This is a genomic window from Pseudomonas sp. S3_A03 (assembly GCF_054668275.1).
Genome location: NZ_CP162753.1, coordinates 3,410,304 through 3,424,382, shown reverse-complemented (window position 1 = coordinate 3,424,382; position 14,079 = coordinate 3,410,304). Strand labels below are relative to the sequence as shown.

Sequence of the window (14,079 nt, the reverse complement as noted above, 5' to 3'; positions counted from 1 at the left end):
TTATGGCTCGTACTACTCCGATTAGCCGCTACCGTAACATCGGTATCGTTGCTCACGTGGATGCTGGTAAAACCACCACCACTGAGCGCGTACTGTTTTACACCGGCAAAAGTCACAAAATGGGCGAGGTGCATGACGGCGCCGCGACCACAGACTGGATGGTTCAGGAGCAGGAGCGTGGTATTACCATTACTTCTGCTGCTATTACCGCCTTCTGGAAAGGTTCCGAGAAGCAGTACAAAGACGAGCATCGCTTCAACGTAATCGATACCCCGGGCCACGTAGACTTCACCATTGAAGTTGAGCGTTCTCTGCGCGTACTCGACGGCGCTGTCGTTGTGTTCTGCGGTACCTCGGGTGTTGAGCCTCAGTCGGAAACCGTATGGCGTCAAGCCAACAAATACGGCGTTCCACGTCTTGTTTACGTAAACAAGATGGACCGTGCTGGTGCCAACTTCCTGCGCGTGATCGGTCAGATCAAGCAGCGTCTGGGTCACACTCCGGTGCCAATCCAATTGGCGATCGGTTCCGAAGACAACTTCCAGGGTCAGATCGATCTGATCAACATGGAAGCTGTTTACTGGAACGACTCCGACAAAGGTATGGTTCCTGTTCGTAAGCCTATCCCTGCAGAGTTGCAGGAGCTGGCTGACGAGTGGCGTAACAACATGGTTGAGGCTGCTGCCGAAGCCAGCGAAGAGCTGATGAACAAGTACCTCGAAGGTGAAGAACTCACCAACGTGGAAATCAAGGCCGCTCTGCGTCAGCGTACTATTGCTGGCGAAATCGTCCTGGCTGTTTGCGGTTCTTCCTTCAAGAACAAGGGCGTTCCCCTGGTTCTCGACGCCGTTATCGACTACTTGCCTGCTCCAACCGACATTCCTGCTATCAAGGGTTCCAACCCTGATAACGAGGAAGAAGAGATGGAGCGTCACGCCGATGATAGCGAGCCGTTCTCGGCTCTGGCGTTCAAGATCGCTACCGACCCATTCGTGGGTACTTTGACCTTCGTCCGCGTTTACTCGGGCGTGTTGGCCTCCGGCGACGGCGTGATCAACTCGGTTAAAGGCAAGAAAGAGCGTGTGGGTCGTATGGTGCAAATGCACGCAAACGCCCGCGAAGAGATCAAGGAAGTACGCGCTGGTGACATCGCGGCCCTGATCGGCATGAAGGACGTCACCACTGGTGAGACTTTGTGCGACGCTGCCAAGCCAATCATCCTGGTTCGCATGGACTTCCCGGAGCCGGTTATTTCGGTTGCCGTAGAGCCTAAGACCAAGGATGACCAGGAAAAAATGGGTATCGCTCTGGGCAAGCTTGCTCAGGAAGATCCATCTTTCCGTGTCAAGACTGATGAAGAGACTGGTCAAACGATCATCTCCGGCATGGGCGAGCTGCACCTGGACATCCTGGTTGACCGGATGCGCCGTGAGTTCAACGTCGAAGCCAACATCGGTAAGCCTCAGGTTTCCTATCGTGAGCGCATCACGAAGAACTGTGAAATCGAAGGCAAGTTCGTTCGTCAGTCCGGCGGTCGTGGTCAGTTCGGTCACTGCTGGATCCGTTTTGCTCCTGCTGACGAAGGTCAGGAAGGTCTGCAATTCGTGAACGAAGTAGTGGGTGGTGTTGTTCCTAAGGAATACATCCCTGCTATCCAGAAGGGTATCGAAGAGCAGATGAAGAACGGTGTTGTTGCCGGCTATCCGCTGATCGGCCTGAAAGCAACCGTTTTTGACGGTTCTTACCACGACGTCGACTCCAACGAGATGGCGTTCAAGGTGGCTGCTTCCATGGCAACCAAGCAACTGGCCCAGAAGGGCGGTGGTGAGTTGCTTGAGCCAATCATGGCGGTAGAAGTTGTTACACCTGAAGACTATATGGGTGATGTCATGGGCGACCTTAACCGTCGTCGCGGCATGATCTTGGGTATGGAAGACACGGTTTCCGGCAAAGTGATTCGCGCCGAGGTTCCGTTGGGTGAGATGTTCGGTTATGCGACCGACGTTCGCTCCATGTCCCAGGGTCGCGCAAGCTACTCTATGGAATTCAAAAAATACAACACAGCTCCGGCGCACATCGCTGAAACTGTATCCAAAAAACAAGGCTGATTCAGTCCTTTAGGCAAGGAGTTAATTGTCGTGGCTAAAGAAAAATTTGATCGTTCCCTACCGCACGTCAACGTTGGCACCATCGGTCACGTTGACCACGGTAAAACCACTCTGACTGCTGCTCTGACTCGCGTTTGCTCCGAAGTATTCGGTTCTGCAATCGTTGATTTCGATAAAATCGACAGTGCACCAGAAGAAAAAGCTCGTGGTATCACCATCAACACCGCGCACGTTGAATACAACTCGCTGATCCGTCACTACGCTCACGTTGACTGCCCAGGTCACGCTGACTATGTGAAGAACATGATCACCGGTGCTGCCCAGATGGACGGCGCGATCCTGGTTTGCTCGGCCGCTGATGGTCCGATGCCACAAACCCGTGAGCACATCCTGCTGTCCCGTCAGGTAGGTGTTCCGTACATCGTGGTTTACCTGAACAAGGCTGACCTGGTAGACGACGCTGAGCTGCTGGAACTGGTTGAGATGGAAGTGCGCGATCTGCTGAGCACTTACGACTTCCCAGGCGACGACACTCCGATCATCATCGGTTCTGCTCGTATGGCTCTGGAAGGCAAAGATGACAACGAAATGGGCACCACGTCCGTTCGTAAACTGGTTGAAACTCTGGACAGCTACATCCCAGACCCAGTTCGTGTTATCGACAAGCCGTTCCTGATGCCAATCGAAGACGTATTCTCGATCTCTGGTCGCGGTACTGTTGTGACTGGTCGTATCGAGCGCGGTATCGTTAAGGTTCAAGATCCACTGGAAATCGTTGGTCTGCGTGACACTACCGTCACCACCTGCACCGGTGTTGAAATGTTCCGTAAGCTGCTCGACGAAGGTCGTGCTGGCGAGAACTGCGGCGTTCTGCTGCGTGGTACCAAGCGTGACGACGTTGAGCGTGGCCAGGTTCTGGTTAAGCCAGGTTCGGTTAAGCCGCACACCAAGTTCGAAGCTGAAGTGTACGTGCTGAGCAAAGAAGAAGGCGGTCGTCACACTCCGTTCTTCAAAGGCTACCGTCCACAGTTCTACTTCCGTACTACTGACGTGACTGGCAACTGCGAACTGCCGGAAGGCGTTGAGATGGTAATGCCGGGCGACAACATCAAAATGGTTGTTACCTTGATCAAAACCATCGCAATGGAAGACGGTCTGCGTTTCGCTATTCGCGAAGGCGGCCGTACCGTTGGTGCTGGCGTTGTAGCTAAAATCATCGAGTAATTATCTCTTTCGAGATAGCTCTTGGTTTTGAGAAGGCCCCCCGCTTAGCGGGGGCCTTTTTTATTGGGTTGACACCTATCTGGGGCGTCTATAGAATTGCGCCTCCTTTTAACGGGCGTATTGCGCTCGCTGGGAATAGCAGCCGGAGTCTGAAATCCAATGCAAAATCAGCAAATCCGTATCAGGTTGAAGGCTTTTGACCATCGCCTGATCGACCAATCCACCCAGGAAATCGTGGAAACCGCGAAACGTACTGGTGCACAAGTGCGTGGTCCAATTCCACTGCCTACCCGTAAAGAGCGGTTCACCGTTCTGGTCTCCCCGCACGTCAACAAAGACGCGCGTGACCAGTACGAGATCCGTACTCATAAGCGCGTACTGGACATCGTCCAGCCAACGGATAAAACCGTTGATGCACTTATGAAGCTCGATCTGGCGGCCGGTGTGGAAGTACAGATCAGCCTCGGCTAAGACTTGGGTCTTAGTCGTGTAACGCTCTGAAATGGGCGGCCATAGCGGGTGAAAGCCCCGTACACTCATGAGGTTTACAACATGACTATTGGTGTAGTCGGTCGTAAATGCGGTATGACCCGTATTTTCACCGAAGAAGGTGTCTCCATTCCGGTCACGGTCATTGAGATCGAGCCGAATCGCGTCACCCAGTTCAAAACTGAAGAAACCGATGGCTATCGTGCAGTGCAAGTCACTGTAGGCGAGCGTCGTGCTTCGCGTGTGACTGCTGCTCAAGCGGGGCACTTCGCTAAAGCAAACGTTGCAGCTGGTCGCACTGTTATGGAGTTCCGTCTTGAAGACGGCGACTACCAGGCTGGCGATCTGATCAACGCTGAAATCTTCGCCGCTGGTCAACTGGTTGATGTAACCGGTCAGTCCAAGGGTAAAGGCTTCCAGGGTACGATCAAGCGTTGGAATTTCCGTGGCCAAGACAACACTCACGGTAACTCCGTCTCCCACCGCGTCCCGGGCTCTATTGGCCAGTGCCAGACTCCTGGTCGTGTATTCAAGGGCAAAAAAATGTCCGGTCATATGGGCGCTGAGCGCGTGACCGTGCAGTCCCTCGAAGTAGTGCGCGTCGACGCTGAACGCAATCTGTTGTTGGTCAAGGGTGCTGTTCCTGGCGCTACTGGCGGCAACCTGGTTGTACGTCCAGCGGCCAAGGCTCGCGGTTAAGGGGAAGCTGACATGCAATTAAATGTAAATGACGCTCAAGCGATCGAAGTTTCCGAACTGACATTTGGCGGCGAATTCAACGAGACGCTGGTTCACCAAGCAGTCGTGGCCTACATGGCCGGCGGCCGTCAAGGTAGCAAGCAGCAAAAGACCCGTTCCGACGTTCGTGGTGGCGGTAAGCGCCCTTGGCGTCAGAAAGGCACTGGCCGTGCTCGTGCCGGTACTATCCGTAGCCCAATCTGGCGTGGCGGCGGTACCACTTTCGCAGCTCGTCCACAGGATCACTCTCAGAAGCTCAACAAGAAGATGTACCGCGCAGCTCTGCGCTCCATCCTTGCTGAACTCGTGCGTACTGATCGTCTGGTCGTGGTTCAGGACTTCGCTGTTGAAAGTCCAAAAACCAAAGATCTGCTGGGCAAACTGAACAACATGAGCCTGACCGACGTTTTGATCGTGTCTGAAGCTGTTGATCAGAACCTGTACCTGGCTGCTCGCAACCTGCCACACGTTGATGTGCGTGACGTGCAAGGTTCCGATCCAGTTAGTCTGATCGCATACGACAAGGTGTTGATCACCGTGTCGGCCGTGAAGAAATTCGAGGAGCTGCTGGGATGAACCAGGAACGCGTATTTAAAGTTCTGCTTGGCCCGCACGTTTCCGAAAAGGCTACGGTTCTGGCTGACAAGAAAGGCCAGTTCGTTTTCAAGGTTGCAACTGACGCAACCAAGCTGGAAATCAAGAAGGCCGTCGAAAGCCTGTTCAGCGTGAAAGTAGAGCGTGTTACTACCCTGAACGTTCTGGGTAAGAGCAAGCGCACTGCTCGCGGTCTGGGCAAGCGTAATGACTGGAAGAAGGCAGTTATCTCCCTTCAGCCAGGCCAAGATCTCGATTTCAGCAGCAGTGCTGAGTAAGGAAGGGGTGCATCATGGCAATCGTTAAATGCAAACCGACTTCCCCTGGCCGCCGTTTTGTGGTCAAGGTGGTCAACCAGGAGCTGCATAAAGGCGCTCCTCACGCACCGCTGCTCGAGAAAAAATCGAAGACTGGTGGTCGTAACAACAATGGTCGTATTACCACTCGTCACATCGGTGGTGGCCATAAGCAGCATTATCGTCTGGTCGACTTCCGTCGCAACGACAAAGATGGCATCTCTGCCACTGTCGAGCGTATTGAATACGATCCAAACCGTACTGCTCACATCGCTCTGCTGCTGTACGCAGATGGCGAGCGTCGCTACATCATCGCCCCTAAAGGCGTGAGCGCTGGCGACCAGCTGATCGCAGGTGCTCTGGCGCCGATCAAGCCGGGCAACGCTCTGCAACTGCGTAACATTCCAGTTGGTAGCACCGTACACGGCATCGAATTGAAGCCAGGTAAAGGCGCGCAAATCGCTCGTTCCGCTGGTGCTTCGGCTCAGCTGATCGCTCGTGAAGGTGTCTACGTGACCCTGCGTCTGCGTTCTGGTGAGATGCGTAAAGTGCTGGCTGAATGCCGCGCGACCCTGGGTGAAGTCTCGAACTCCGAGCACAGCCTGCGTTCGCTGGGTAAAGCTGGTGCCAAACGCTGGCGTGGCGTTCGCCCAACCGTTCGTGGTGTTGCCATGAACCCGGTTGACCACCCACACGGTGGTGGTGAAGGTCGTACCTCTGGTGGTCGTCATCCGGTATCGCCATGGGGCTTCCCGACTAAGGGCGCGAAGACTCGTGGTAATAAGCGTACCGACAAAATGATCGTCCGTCGTCGCAAGTAAATAGAGGGATACGACAGTGCCACGTTCTCTGAAAAAAGGTCCTTTTATTGATCTTCACCTACTGAAGAAGATCGAAGTGGCGGCGGAAAAGAACGATCGCAAACCGGTGAAAACCTGGTCGCGCCGTTCGATGATCCTGCCACAAATGGTCGGTCTGACCATCGCTGTACACAACGGTCGTCTGCACGTCCCAGTTCTCGTGAACGAAGACATGGTTGGCCACAAACTGGGCGAGTTCGCCGGTACCCGCACTTATCGTGGGCACGTGGCTGACAAGAAAGCCAAGCGTTAAGGGGTTAGGAAATGGAAGTAGCCGCTAAGTTGTCGGGCGCTCGAATCTCCGCCCAGAAAGCCCGCTTGGTCGCCGACCAGATCCGCGGGAAGAAGGTGGGCGAAGCGCTCAACCTGTTGGCTTTCAGCAGTAAGAAAGCCGCCGAGATCATGAAGAAAGTGCTGGAGTCGGCCGTAGCCAACGCCGAGCATAACGAAGGCGCAGACGTTGATGACCTGAAGGTCAGCACCGTTTTCGTCAACGAAGGGCGTTCGCTGAAGCGCATCATGCCACGTGCCAAAGGCCGTGCTGATCGCATCGTCAAGCGGTCTTGCCATATCACTGTCAAGGTTGCTGACAAGTAACGGAGTCGAAGAGATGGGTCAGAAAGTACATCCCATTGGCATTCGCCTGGGAATCGTCAAGGAGCACACCTCCGTCTGGTACGCAGACGGTCGGACTTATGCGGACTACTTGTTCGCTGATCTGAAGGTGCGTGAGTATCTCCAAGACAAACTAAAAAGCGCGTCCGTAAGCCGTATCGATATCCATCGTCCGGCCCAAACTGCACGTATCACCATCCACACCGCTCGTCCAGGTATCGTTATCGGGAAGAAAGGTGAAGATGTTGAGAAACTGCGTCAGGACCTGACCAAGCAAATGGGTGTGCCTGTGCACATCAATATCGAAGAGATCCGTAAGCCGGAACTCGACGGTATGCTGGTTGCGCAGAGCGTAGCTCAGCAGCTGGAGCGTCGCGTAATGTTCCGTCGCGCTATGAAGCGCGCTGTACAGAACGCCATGCGCATTGGTGCCAAAGGCATCAAAATCCAAGTGAGCGGTCGTCTCGGCGGTGCTGAAATCGCACGTACTGAATGGTATCGCGAAGGTCGTGTGCCACTGCACACCCTGCGTGCCGACATCGACTATGCCAACTACGAAGCTCACACCACTTATGGTGTGATCGGTGTAAAGGTTTGGATCTTCAAAGGCGAAGTAATTGGTGGTCGCCAAGAAGAACTGAAACCACAAGCACCAGCGCCTCGTAAAAAAGCTGCTAAGTAAGGGGTACGCCAAATGTTGCAACCAAAGCGTACGAAGTTCCGCAAGCAGATGACAGGCCACAACCGTGGTCTGGCTCAGCGCGGTAGCAAAGTCAGCTTCGGCGAGTTCGCGCTGAAGTCTGTAGCTCGTGGTCGTCTCACCGCTCGTCAGATCGAGTCAGCGCGTCGTGCACTGACCCGTCACGTTAAACGTGGCGGCAAGATCTGGATCCGTGTATTCCCGGACAAGCCGATCTCCAAAAAACCTCTCGAGGTTCGGATGGGTAAAGGTAAGGGTAACGTGGAATACTGGGTAGCCCAGATTCAGCCAGGCAAAGTCCTGTATGAAATCGAGGGTGTAACTGAAGAGCTGGCGCGTGAGGCTTTTGCCCTGGCTGCTGCAAAGCTGCCGCTCGCCACCGCCTTTGTTAAACGGACGGTGATGTGATGAAAGCGAATGAACTTCGTGAAAAATCCGCACAGCAGCTGAACGAGCAACTGCTCGGCCTGCTGCGCGACCAGTTCAATCTGCGTATGCAGAAAGCAACTGGCCAGTTGGGGCAGTCTCATCTGCTCTCGCAAGTTAAGCGTGACATTGCTCGCGTGAAGACTGTGCTCAACCAGCAGGCAGGTAAGTGATCATGGCTGAAGCCGAAAAGACTGTCCGTACGCTGACTGGCCGTGTTGTCAGCGACAAGATGGACAAAACCATCACCGTTCTGATCGAGCGTCGCGTTAAGCACCCGATCTACGGTAAATATGTTAAGCGTTCGACTAAGCTGCACGCGCACGACGAAACCAATCAGTGCCACATCGGCGACAAAGTCACTATTCGTGAAACTCGTCCGATGGCCAAGACCAAGTCTTGGGCGCTGGTTGATGTTCTCGAACGCGCTGTGGAAGTCTAAGGACTAGGGGTCGGAGAAATTATATGATTCAGACTCAATCCATGCTCGATGTGGCCGATAACAGCGGCGCTCGCCGTGTTATGTGCATCAAGGTGCTGGGTGGCTCCCATCGTCGTTACGCTGGTATCGGTGACATCATCAAAGTTACCGTCAAGGAAGCAATTCCTCGCGGTAAAGTGAAAAAAGGCCAAGTGATGACTGCTGTTGTAGTCCGCACTCGTCACGGCGTACGCCGTGCAGATGGCTCCATTATCCGCTTTGATGGCAACGCTGCTGTTCTTCTGAACAACAAGCAAGAGCCGATCGGCACCCGTATCTTTGGGCCAGTGACCCGTGAACTTCGTACTGAGAAGTTCATGAAGATCGTCTCGCTCGCCCCAGAAGTGCTGTAAGGAGATCCGACATGCAAAAGATTCGTCGTGACGACGAGATCATCGTGATCGCCGGCAAAGACAAAGGTAAGCGCGGTAAGGTGCTGAAGGTTCTCGCTGATGACCGTCTGGTCGTTGGTGGTTTGAACCTGGTCAAGCGTCATACCAAGCCTAACCCGATGTCGGGCGTACAGGGCGGTATCGTCGAAAAAGAAGCGCCACTGCACGCTTCTAACGTCGCCATTTTCAACGGCGAAACCAACAAGGCTGATCGTGTTGGTTTCAAAGTAGAAGACGGTAAGAAAATTCGTGTCTTCAAGTCGACCCAAAAAGCGGTTGATGCTTGAACACTGCTAGGTAGATAAGACCATGGCACGACTACAAGAGATTTACCGGAAGGAAATCGCCCCCAAGCTTAAGGAAGAACTTAAGCTCGGGAACGTGATGGAAGTTCCGCGCGTTACCAAAATCACCCTGAACATGGGTCTGGGCGAAGCGATCGGCGACAAAAAAGTCATCGAGCACGCTGTTGCTGACCTGGAAAAGATCACCGGCCAGAAAGTCGTTGTGACCTACGCTCGGAAATCCATCGCTGGCTTTAAAGTCCGTGAAGGTTGGCCGATCGGCGTCAAAGTGACCCTGCGCCGTGAGCGTATGTACGAATTCCTGGATCGTCTGCTGTCGATCTCCCTGCCTCGGGTTCGCGACTTCCGCGGCCTGAATGCCAAGTCCTTCGATGGTCGTGGTAACTACAGCATGGGCGTGAAAGAGCAGATCATCTTCCCGGAAATCGACTACGACAAGATCGATGCTCTCCGCGGTCTGGACATCACCCTGACCACCACTGCCAAGAACGATGATGAAGGTCGCGCCCTGTTGCGTGCTTTCAAATTCCCGTTCCGCAACTGATTGGAGTAGGACCATGGCCAAGATGAGCATGAAAAATCGCGAGCTGAAGCGTCAGCTCACGGTTGCCAAGTACGCCAAAAAGCGTGCAGCACTGAAAGCAATCATCGTTGATCTGAACGCAAGTCCAGAAGCGCGTTGGGAAGCTACAGTTGCCCTGCAGAAGCAGCCACGTGACGCAAGCGCCTCGCGCATGCGTAACCGCTGCCGCCTGACTGGTCGTCCGCACGGCGTTTACCGCAAGTTCGGCCTCGGCCGTAACAAGCTGCGTGAAGCGGCAATGCGTGGTGACGTACCAGGTCTGGTTAAAGCTAGCTGGTAAGTACTTTCAGCGTCCAGGTGGTCTGAATCGAAAGATACTGACCACCGGTGACCTTGAATCTGGAACAAGCCCCTTTTGGGGCTTGTTTCATTTCCGGAGTGTGTCTAGAATACCCGGCTCGCCTGAGCCCGTGTTTTCTATGCTCGGAGATTCTCGGCGACATATGTAGCCGTAAGGCTAATTTTTTTGTATTAGGAGCGTCTAGCCCATGAGTATGCAGGACCCGTTAGCGGACATGCTAACTCGTATCCGTAATGCCCAGATGGCTGAAAAGTCCGTCGTAAGCATGCCATCTTCCAAGTTGAAGGTAGCTGTTGCCAAAGTCCTGAAAGACGAAGGCTACATTGCGGGTTATCAGATCAGCAGCGAAATCAAACCACTGCTGTCCATCGAGCTGAAGTACTTCGAGGGCCGTTCGGTCATCGAGGAAGTTAAGCGCGTTAGCCGTCCAGGCCTGCGTCAGTACAAGTCCGCTGAAGATCTGCCGAAAGTTCGTGGCGGTCTGGGCGTGTCTATCGTCTCCACCAACAAAGGTGTGATGACGGATCGTGCTGCGCGCGCTGCCGGTGTCGGCGGCGAAGTTCTTTGCACTGTGTTCTAAGGGGGGATAAGCATGTCTCGCGTCGCTAAGAACCCCGTTAAGCTGCCAGCCGGTGTCGAAGTCAAATTCGCAGGCCAACAGCTTTCGGTGAAGGGTGCCAAGGGCACTCTTGAACTGAACATCCATTCGTCCGTTGAGATCGTTGAAGAAGCTGGTGAGCTGCGTTTCGCTGCTCGCAATGGCGATCAACAAACTCGCGCAATGGCCGGTACCACGCGTGCGTTGGTAAACAACATGGTCCAAGGCGTAAGCCAAGGCTTCGAGCGTAAGCTCCAGCTGGTCGGTGTTGGTTACAAAGCGCAAGCAAAAGGCACGGTTTTGAACCTGGCCCTTGGCTTCTCGCACCCAGTGGATTACGAACTGCCGGAAGGCATCACCGCTGAGACCCCTAGCCAAACCGATATCCTGATCAAGGGTATTGATAAGCAGCTGGTAGGTCAGGTGGCCGCTGAGATCCGCGACTTCCGTCCACCAGAGCCGTACAAAGGCAAAGGTGTGCGCTACGCGGACGAAGTCGTCCGTCGTAAAGAAGCCAAGAAGAAGTAGGGCATAGCAAATGACCGACAAAAAAGTTACTCGACTGCGTCGCGCTCGCAAAGCACGCCTGAAAATGCACGAACTCGAAGTCGTGCGTCTCTGCGTGTTCCGCTCGTCGCAGCACATCTACGCCCAGGTCATCTCGGCCGACGGCAACAAAGTTCTGGCAAGTGCCTCGACTTTGGATAAAGAACTGCGTGATGGTGCCACTGGCAACATCGACGCGGCCACAAAGGTTGGCCAGCTGGTCGCTACGCGTGCTAAGGCCGCTGGCGTCTCGCAAGTGGCTTTCGACCGCTCTGGCTTCAAGTACCATGGCCGCGTTAAAGCGCTGGCTGATGCTGCTCGTGAAGCTGGGCTGGAGTTCTAAGTTATGTCAAATAACGACCAAAAGCGCGACGAAGGCTACATTGAGAAGCTGGTTCAAGTTAACCGCGTAGCCAAAACCGTTAAAGGCGGCCGTATCTTCACTTTCACCGCGTTGACCGTGGTGGGTGATGGTAAAGGGCGTGTTGGCTTCGGCCGTGGCAAGTCGCGTGAAGTGCCTGCTGCGATCCAGAAGGCAATGGAAGCTGCTCGTCGCAACATGATCCAAGTTGATCTGAACGGCACCACTCTGCAGTACGCAATGAAATCCGCCCATGGCGCTTCGAAGGTGTACATGCAGCCTGCTTCTGAAGGTACCGGTATCATCGCTGGCGGCGCTATGCGTGCTGTTCTCGAAGTTGCTGGCGTTCAGAACGTTCTGGCCAAGTGCTACGGCTCGACTAACCCAGTAAACGTGGTTCACGCCACTTTCAAGGGTTTGAAAGCTATGCAATCTCCTGAATCCATTGCCGCCAAGCGTGGCAAAAGCGTCAAGGAGATCTTCTGATCATGGCTACCGTTAAAGTAACGCTGATCAAAAGCATGACCGGTCGCATCCCTAACCACAAATTGTGCGTTAAGGGTTTGGGTCTGCGTCGCATCGGTCACACTGTAGAAGTCCAGGATACTCCCGAGAATCGCGGGATGATCAACAAGGCTTACTACATGCTGCGTGTCGAGGGTTAATCGATGAAACTCAATGATCTGAGTCCAGCGCCGGGTTCCCGTCGTGAAAAGCATCGTCCGGGCCGTGGTATCGGTAGCGGTTTGGGTAAGACTGGTGGCCGTGGCCACAAAGGTCAAACCTCCCGCTCCGGTGGCACCATTGCTCCAGGCTTTGAAGGCGGTCAACAGCCGCTGCATCGTCGCCTGCCTAAGTTCGGTTTCGTATCCCTGAAAGCCATGGACCGCGCAGAAGTGCGTCTGTCCGAGCTGGCTAAAGTGGAAGGCGACATCGTTACTGTGCAGACCCTGAAAGATGCCAACGTGATCAACGTCAACGTACAACGTGTGAAAATCATGTTGTCCGGTGAAGTGACTCGCGCTGTCACTATCGGCAAGGGAATCGGCGCCACCAAAGGTGCGCGTTCGGCTATCGAAGCAGCTGGCGGCAAGTTCGAGGAATAAATGGCTAAGCAAGGTGCTCTCTCAGCGCTCGGCAAAGGCGGTATGTCTGAACTTTGGGCTCGTCTGCGTTTTCTGTTCCTGGCGATTATCGTCTACCGAATAGGCGCACACATCCCGGTTCCAGGTATCAACCCGGACCGACTCGCAGACCTGTTTCGACAGAATGAGGGGACCATTCTTAGCTTGTTCAACATGTTTTCCGGTGGCGCGCTGGAACGGATGAGCATCTTTGCGTTGGGGATCATGCCGTACATCTCGGCATCGATCATCATGCAGTTGATGACCGCCGTCAGTCCGCAACTGGAGCAGTTGAAGAAGGAAGGTGAAGCTGGTCGTCGCAAGATTAGCCAGTACACCCGCTACGGCACTGTCGTCCTCGCCCTGGTCCAAGCTATCGGCATGTCCGTTGGCTTGGCCGGGCAGGGCGTTGCGTTCACTGGTGACTTTGGCTTCCATTTCGTCGCGGTATCCACGTTTGTGGCTGGTGCGATGTTCATGATGTGGCTGGGTGAGCAGATTACTGAGCGTGGTGTTGGTAACGGTATCTCGATGTTGATTTTCGCAGGTATCGTCGCCGGTCTTCCGAGAGCGATAGGGCAGTCTTTCGAGTCTGCGCGTCAGGGTGATATCAACATTTTCGCCTTGGTTGCCATCGGTTTGCTGGCAGTAGCGATTATCGGTTTTGTGGTGTTCATTGAGCGTGGTCAGCGTCGTATTGCTGTTCACTACGCCAAGCGTCAGCAGGGCCGTAAGGTTTTTGCCGCGCAGACCAGCCACTTGCCGCTGAAAGTGAATATGGCCGGTGTTATTCCGGCAATTTTCGCGAGCAGCATTTTGCTGTTTCCGGCTTCGTTGGGTACCTGGTTTGGTCAGTCTGAAAATATGGGCTGGCTGCAGGACCTCTCTCAGTCGATCGCTCCTGGTCAGCCGTTGAATATTCTGCTGTTTAGTGCAGGGATTATTTTCTTCTGCTTCTTCTATACGGCGTTGATGTTCAATCCGAAAGACGTAGCGGAAAACCTGAAGAAGTCCGGTGCCTTTATTCCGGGCATTCGTCCAGGTGAGCAGTCTGCACGCTACATTGATGGCGTTCTGACCCGTTTAACCCTGTTCGGTGCTCTATATATGACGGCCGTGTGCTTGTTGCCCCAGTTCCTGGTGGTTGCAGCAAACGTTCCGTTCTACCTTGGCGGGACCTCGTTGCTGATCGTCGTCGTGGTTGTGATGGACTTCATGTCCCAAGTACAATCGCACCTCGTTTCGCACCAGTACGAATCCCTGATGAAGAAAGCCAACCTGAAGGGCTACGGCAGCGGCATGTTGCGCTGAGTACCCCATAAGGTTCGAGGAGTTGGT

24 protein-coding genes are annotated in these 14,079 nt (G+C 54.2%); all 24 read left to right on the top strand.

Annotated features, from left to right (window positions below):
* Positions 1–2: 2 nt before the first annotated feature.
* The 24 genes from fusA (at position 3) to secY (ending at position 14,052) form a co-directional block, all read left to right on the top strand.
* Positions 3–2,108 carry an elongation factor G gene (gene fusA, locus AB4O25_RS15630; RefSeq protein WP_017525957.1) on the top strand — a complete coding sequence of 702 codons (2,106 nt, stop codon included), beginning with the start codon at positions 3–5 and terminating at the stop codon, positions 2,106–2,108.
* A gap of 30 nt (positions 2,109–2,138) precedes the next feature.
* Positions 2,139–3,332 carry an elongation factor Tu gene (gene tuf, locus AB4O25_RS15625; protein ID WP_003176426.1) on the top strand — a complete coding sequence of 398 codons (1,194 nt, stop codon included), beginning with the start codon at positions 2,139–2,141 and terminating at the stop codon, positions 3,330–3,332.
* Positions 3,333–3,491: 159 nt separating this feature from the next.
* Positions 3,492–3,803, top strand: coding sequence for a 30S ribosomal protein S10 (rpsJ, locus tag AB4O25_RS15620; RefSeq protein ID WP_003186070.1), 312 nt, complete (start codon positions 3,492–3,494; stop codon positions 3,801–3,803).
* Positions 3,804–3,884: 81 nt separating this feature from the next.
* Positions 3,885–4,520, top strand: a complete 636-nt coding sequence (gene rplC / locus AB4O25_RS15615; protein ID WP_003194649.1) for a 50S ribosomal protein L3 — start codon at positions 3,885–3,887, stop codon at positions 4,518–4,520.
* Positions 4,521–4,532: 12 nt separating this feature from the next.
* A complete protein-coding gene (gene rplD, locus AB4O25_RS15610; RefSeq protein WP_003176424.1) occupies positions 4,533–5,135 on the top strand; it encodes a 50S ribosomal protein L4 in 603 nt (200 codons plus the stop codon).
* Entirely contained in the window at positions 5,132–5,431 is a 300-nt protein-coding gene (gene rplW, locus AB4O25_RS15605) for a 50S ribosomal protein L23 (RefSeq protein WP_002555488.1), read from the top strand. Before rplD ends, rplW begins: the two co-directional genes overlap by 4 nt.
* Before the next feature lie 14 nt (positions 5,432–5,445).
* Positions 5,446–6,270 carry a 50S ribosomal protein L2 gene (gene rplB, locus AB4O25_RS15600; RefSeq protein ID WP_003176423.1) on the top strand — a complete coding sequence of 275 codons (825 nt, stop codon included), beginning with the start codon at positions 5,446–5,448 and terminating at the stop codon, positions 6,268–6,270.
* 16 nt (positions 6,271–6,286) lie between these two features.
* A complete protein-coding gene (rpsS, locus tag AB4O25_RS15595) occupies positions 6,287–6,562 on the top strand; it encodes a 30S ribosomal protein S19 (RefSeq protein WP_003232420.1) in 276 nt (91 codons plus the stop codon).
* Between the two features lie 11 nt (positions 6,563–6,573).
* Complete coding sequence (gene rplV / locus AB4O25_RS15590) at positions 6,574–6,906, top strand: 50S ribosomal protein L22 (protein WP_003103908.1); 333 nt, start codon at positions 6,574–6,576, stop codon at positions 6,904–6,906.
* A gap of 13 nt (positions 6,907–6,919) precedes the next feature.
* The gene (gene rpsC, locus AB4O25_RS15585) at positions 6,920–7,606 is read left to right on the top strand and encodes a 30S ribosomal protein S3 (RefSeq protein ID WP_003176422.1); all 687 of its coding nucleotides are present in this window, start codon (positions 6,920–6,922) and stop codon (positions 7,604–7,606) included.
* A gap of 12 nt (positions 7,607–7,618) precedes the next feature.
* Positions 7,619–8,032, top strand: coding sequence for a 50S ribosomal protein L16 (gene rplP, locus AB4O25_RS15580; RefSeq protein ID WP_003232424.1), 414 nt, complete (start codon positions 7,619–7,621; stop codon positions 8,030–8,032).
* Positions 8,032–8,223: a 50S ribosomal protein L29 gene (rpmC, locus tag AB4O25_RS15575; RefSeq protein ID WP_002555481.1), complete on the top strand. Its 192-nt coding sequence runs from the start codon at positions 8,032–8,034 to the stop codon at positions 8,221–8,223. Before rplP ends, rpmC begins: the two co-directional genes overlap by 1 nt.
* Positions 8,224–8,225: 2 nt before the next feature.
* A complete protein-coding gene (rpsQ, locus tag AB4O25_RS15570; protein WP_003194644.1) occupies positions 8,226–8,492 on the top strand; it encodes a 30S ribosomal protein S17 in 267 nt (88 codons plus the stop codon).
* Positions 8,493–8,515: 23 nt separating this feature from the next.
* Positions 8,516–8,884, top strand: coding sequence for a 50S ribosomal protein L14 (rplN, locus tag AB4O25_RS15565; RefSeq protein ID WP_002555479.1), 369 nt, complete (start codon positions 8,516–8,518; stop codon positions 8,882–8,884).
* A gap of 11 nt (positions 8,885–8,895) precedes the next feature.
* Positions 8,896–9,210, top strand: coding sequence for a 50S ribosomal protein L24 (gene rplX / locus AB4O25_RS15560; protein ID WP_007896770.1), 315 nt, complete (start codon positions 8,896–8,898; stop codon positions 9,208–9,210).
* 22 nt (positions 9,211–9,232) lie between these two features.
* Positions 9,233–9,772: a 50S ribosomal protein L5 gene (gene rplE / locus AB4O25_RS15555; RefSeq protein ID WP_003194642.1), complete on the top strand. Its 540-nt coding sequence runs from the start codon at positions 9,233–9,235 to the stop codon at positions 9,770–9,772.
* Between the two features lie 13 nt (positions 9,773–9,785).
* Positions 9,786–10,091, top strand: a complete 306-nt coding sequence (gene rpsN / locus AB4O25_RS15550; RefSeq protein WP_003176414.1) for a 30S ribosomal protein S14 — start codon at positions 9,786–9,788, stop codon at positions 10,089–10,091.
* Positions 10,092–10,299: 208 nt separating this feature from the next.
* Positions 10,300–10,692 (top strand): 30S ribosomal protein S8, encoded by a 393-nt coding sequence (gene rpsH / locus AB4O25_RS15545; protein WP_003176413.1) that lies wholly within the window; start codon positions 10,300–10,302, stop codon positions 10,690–10,692.
* A 12-nt stretch (positions 10,693–10,704) separates the two neighbouring features.
* The gene (gene rplF / locus AB4O25_RS15540; RefSeq protein WP_003176412.1) at positions 10,705–11,238 is read left to right on the top strand and encodes a 50S ribosomal protein L6; all 534 of its coding nucleotides are present in this window, start codon (positions 10,705–10,707) and stop codon (positions 11,236–11,238) included.
* A 10-nt stretch (positions 11,239–11,248) separates the two neighbouring features.
* Positions 11,249–11,599, top strand: coding sequence for a 50S ribosomal protein L18 (gene rplR, locus AB4O25_RS15535; RefSeq protein ID WP_003186037.1), 351 nt, complete (start codon positions 11,249–11,251; stop codon positions 11,597–11,599).
* 3 nt (positions 11,600–11,602) lie between these two features.
* Complete coding sequence (rpsE, locus tag AB4O25_RS15530; RefSeq protein WP_003186035.1) at positions 11,603–12,103, top strand: 30S ribosomal protein S5; 501 nt, start codon at positions 11,603–11,605, stop codon at positions 12,101–12,103.
* 2 nt (positions 12,104–12,105) lie between these two features.
* Positions 12,106–12,282: a 50S ribosomal protein L30 gene (gene rpmD, locus AB4O25_RS15525; protein ID WP_003176408.1), complete on the top strand. Its 177-nt coding sequence runs from the start codon at positions 12,106–12,108 to the stop codon at positions 12,280–12,282.
* 3 nt (positions 12,283–12,285) lie between these two features.
* Complete coding sequence (gene rplO / locus AB4O25_RS15520) at positions 12,286–12,723, top strand: 50S ribosomal protein L15 (protein ID WP_003176407.1); 438 nt, start codon at positions 12,286–12,288, stop codon at positions 12,721–12,723.
* Positions 12,724–14,052 carry a preprotein translocase subunit SecY gene (secY, locus tag AB4O25_RS15515; protein WP_003194637.1) on the top strand — a complete coding sequence of 443 codons (1,329 nt, stop codon included), beginning with the start codon at positions 12,724–12,726 and terminating at the stop codon, positions 14,050–14,052.
* Positions 14,053–14,079 lie beyond the last annotated feature (27 nt).

What these genes read in the sequence shown, in the direction of transcription:
- fusA (WP_017525957.1), top strand. Translation starts at nt 3, where the DNA reads ATGGCTCGTACTACTCCGATTAGCCGCTACCGTAACATCGGTATCGTT.
- rpsJ (WP_003186070.1), top strand. Translation starts at nt 3,492, where the DNA reads ATGCAAAATCAGCAAATCCGTATCAGGTTGAAGGCTTTTGACCATCGC.
- rplC (WP_003194649.1), top strand. Translation starts at nt 3,885, where the DNA reads ATGACTATTGGTGTAGTCGGTCGTAAATGCGGTATGACCCGTATTTTC.
- rplD (WP_003176424.1), top strand. Translation starts at nt 4,533, where the DNA reads ATGCAATTAAATGTAAATGACGCTCAAGCGATCGAAGTTTCCGAACTG.
- rplW (WP_002555488.1), top strand. Translation starts at nt 5,132, where the DNA reads ATGAACCAGGAACGCGTATTTAAAGTTCTGCTTGGCCCGCACGTTTCC.
- rplB (WP_003176423.1), top strand. Translation starts at nt 5,446, where the DNA reads ATGGCAATCGTTAAATGCAAACCGACTTCCCCTGGCCGCCGTTTTGTG.
- rplV (WP_003103908.1), top strand. Translation starts at nt 6,574, where the DNA reads ATGGAAGTAGCCGCTAAGTTGTCGGGCGCTCGAATCTCCGCCCAGAAA.
- rpsC (WP_003176422.1), top strand. Translation starts at nt 6,920, where the DNA reads ATGGGTCAGAAAGTACATCCCATTGGCATTCGCCTGGGAATCGTCAAG.
- rplP (WP_003232424.1), top strand. Translation starts at nt 7,619, where the DNA reads ATGTTGCAACCAAAGCGTACGAAGTTCCGCAAGCAGATGACAGGCCAC.
- rpmC (WP_002555481.1), top strand. Translation starts at nt 8,032, where the DNA reads ATGAAAGCGAATGAACTTCGTGAAAAATCCGCACAGCAGCTGAACGAG.
- rpsQ (WP_003194644.1), top strand. Translation starts at nt 8,226, where the DNA reads ATGGCTGAAGCCGAAAAGACTGTCCGTACGCTGACTGGCCGTGTTGTC.
- rplN (WP_002555479.1), top strand. Translation starts at nt 8,516, where the DNA reads ATGATTCAGACTCAATCCATGCTCGATGTGGCCGATAACAGCGGCGCT.
- rplX (WP_007896770.1), top strand. Translation starts at nt 8,896, where the DNA reads ATGCAAAAGATTCGTCGTGACGACGAGATCATCGTGATCGCCGGCAAA.
- rplE (WP_003194642.1), top strand. Translation starts at nt 9,233, where the DNA reads ATGGCACGACTACAAGAGATTTACCGGAAGGAAATCGCCCCCAAGCTT.
- rpsN (WP_003176414.1), top strand. Translation starts at nt 9,786, where the DNA reads ATGGCCAAGATGAGCATGAAAAATCGCGAGCTGAAGCGTCAGCTCACG.
- rpsH (WP_003176413.1), top strand. Translation starts at nt 10,300, where the DNA reads ATGAGTATGCAGGACCCGTTAGCGGACATGCTAACTCGTATCCGTAAT.
- rplF (WP_003176412.1), top strand. Translation starts at nt 10,705, where the DNA reads ATGTCTCGCGTCGCTAAGAACCCCGTTAAGCTGCCAGCCGGTGTCGAA.
- rplR (WP_003186037.1), top strand. Translation starts at nt 11,249, where the DNA reads ATGACCGACAAAAAAGTTACTCGACTGCGTCGCGCTCGCAAAGCACGC.
- rpsE (WP_003186035.1), top strand. Translation starts at nt 11,603, where the DNA reads ATGTCAAATAACGACCAAAAGCGCGACGAAGGCTACATTGAGAAGCTG.
- rpmD (WP_003176408.1), top strand. Translation starts at nt 12,106, where the DNA reads ATGGCTACCGTTAAAGTAACGCTGATCAAAAGCATGACCGGTCGCATC.
- rplO (WP_003176407.1), top strand. Translation starts at nt 12,286, where the DNA reads ATGAAACTCAATGATCTGAGTCCAGCGCCGGGTTCCCGTCGTGAAAAG.
- secY (WP_003194637.1), top strand. Translation starts at nt 12,724, where the DNA reads ATGGCTAAGCAAGGTGCTCTCTCAGCGCTCGGCAAAGGCGGTATGTCT.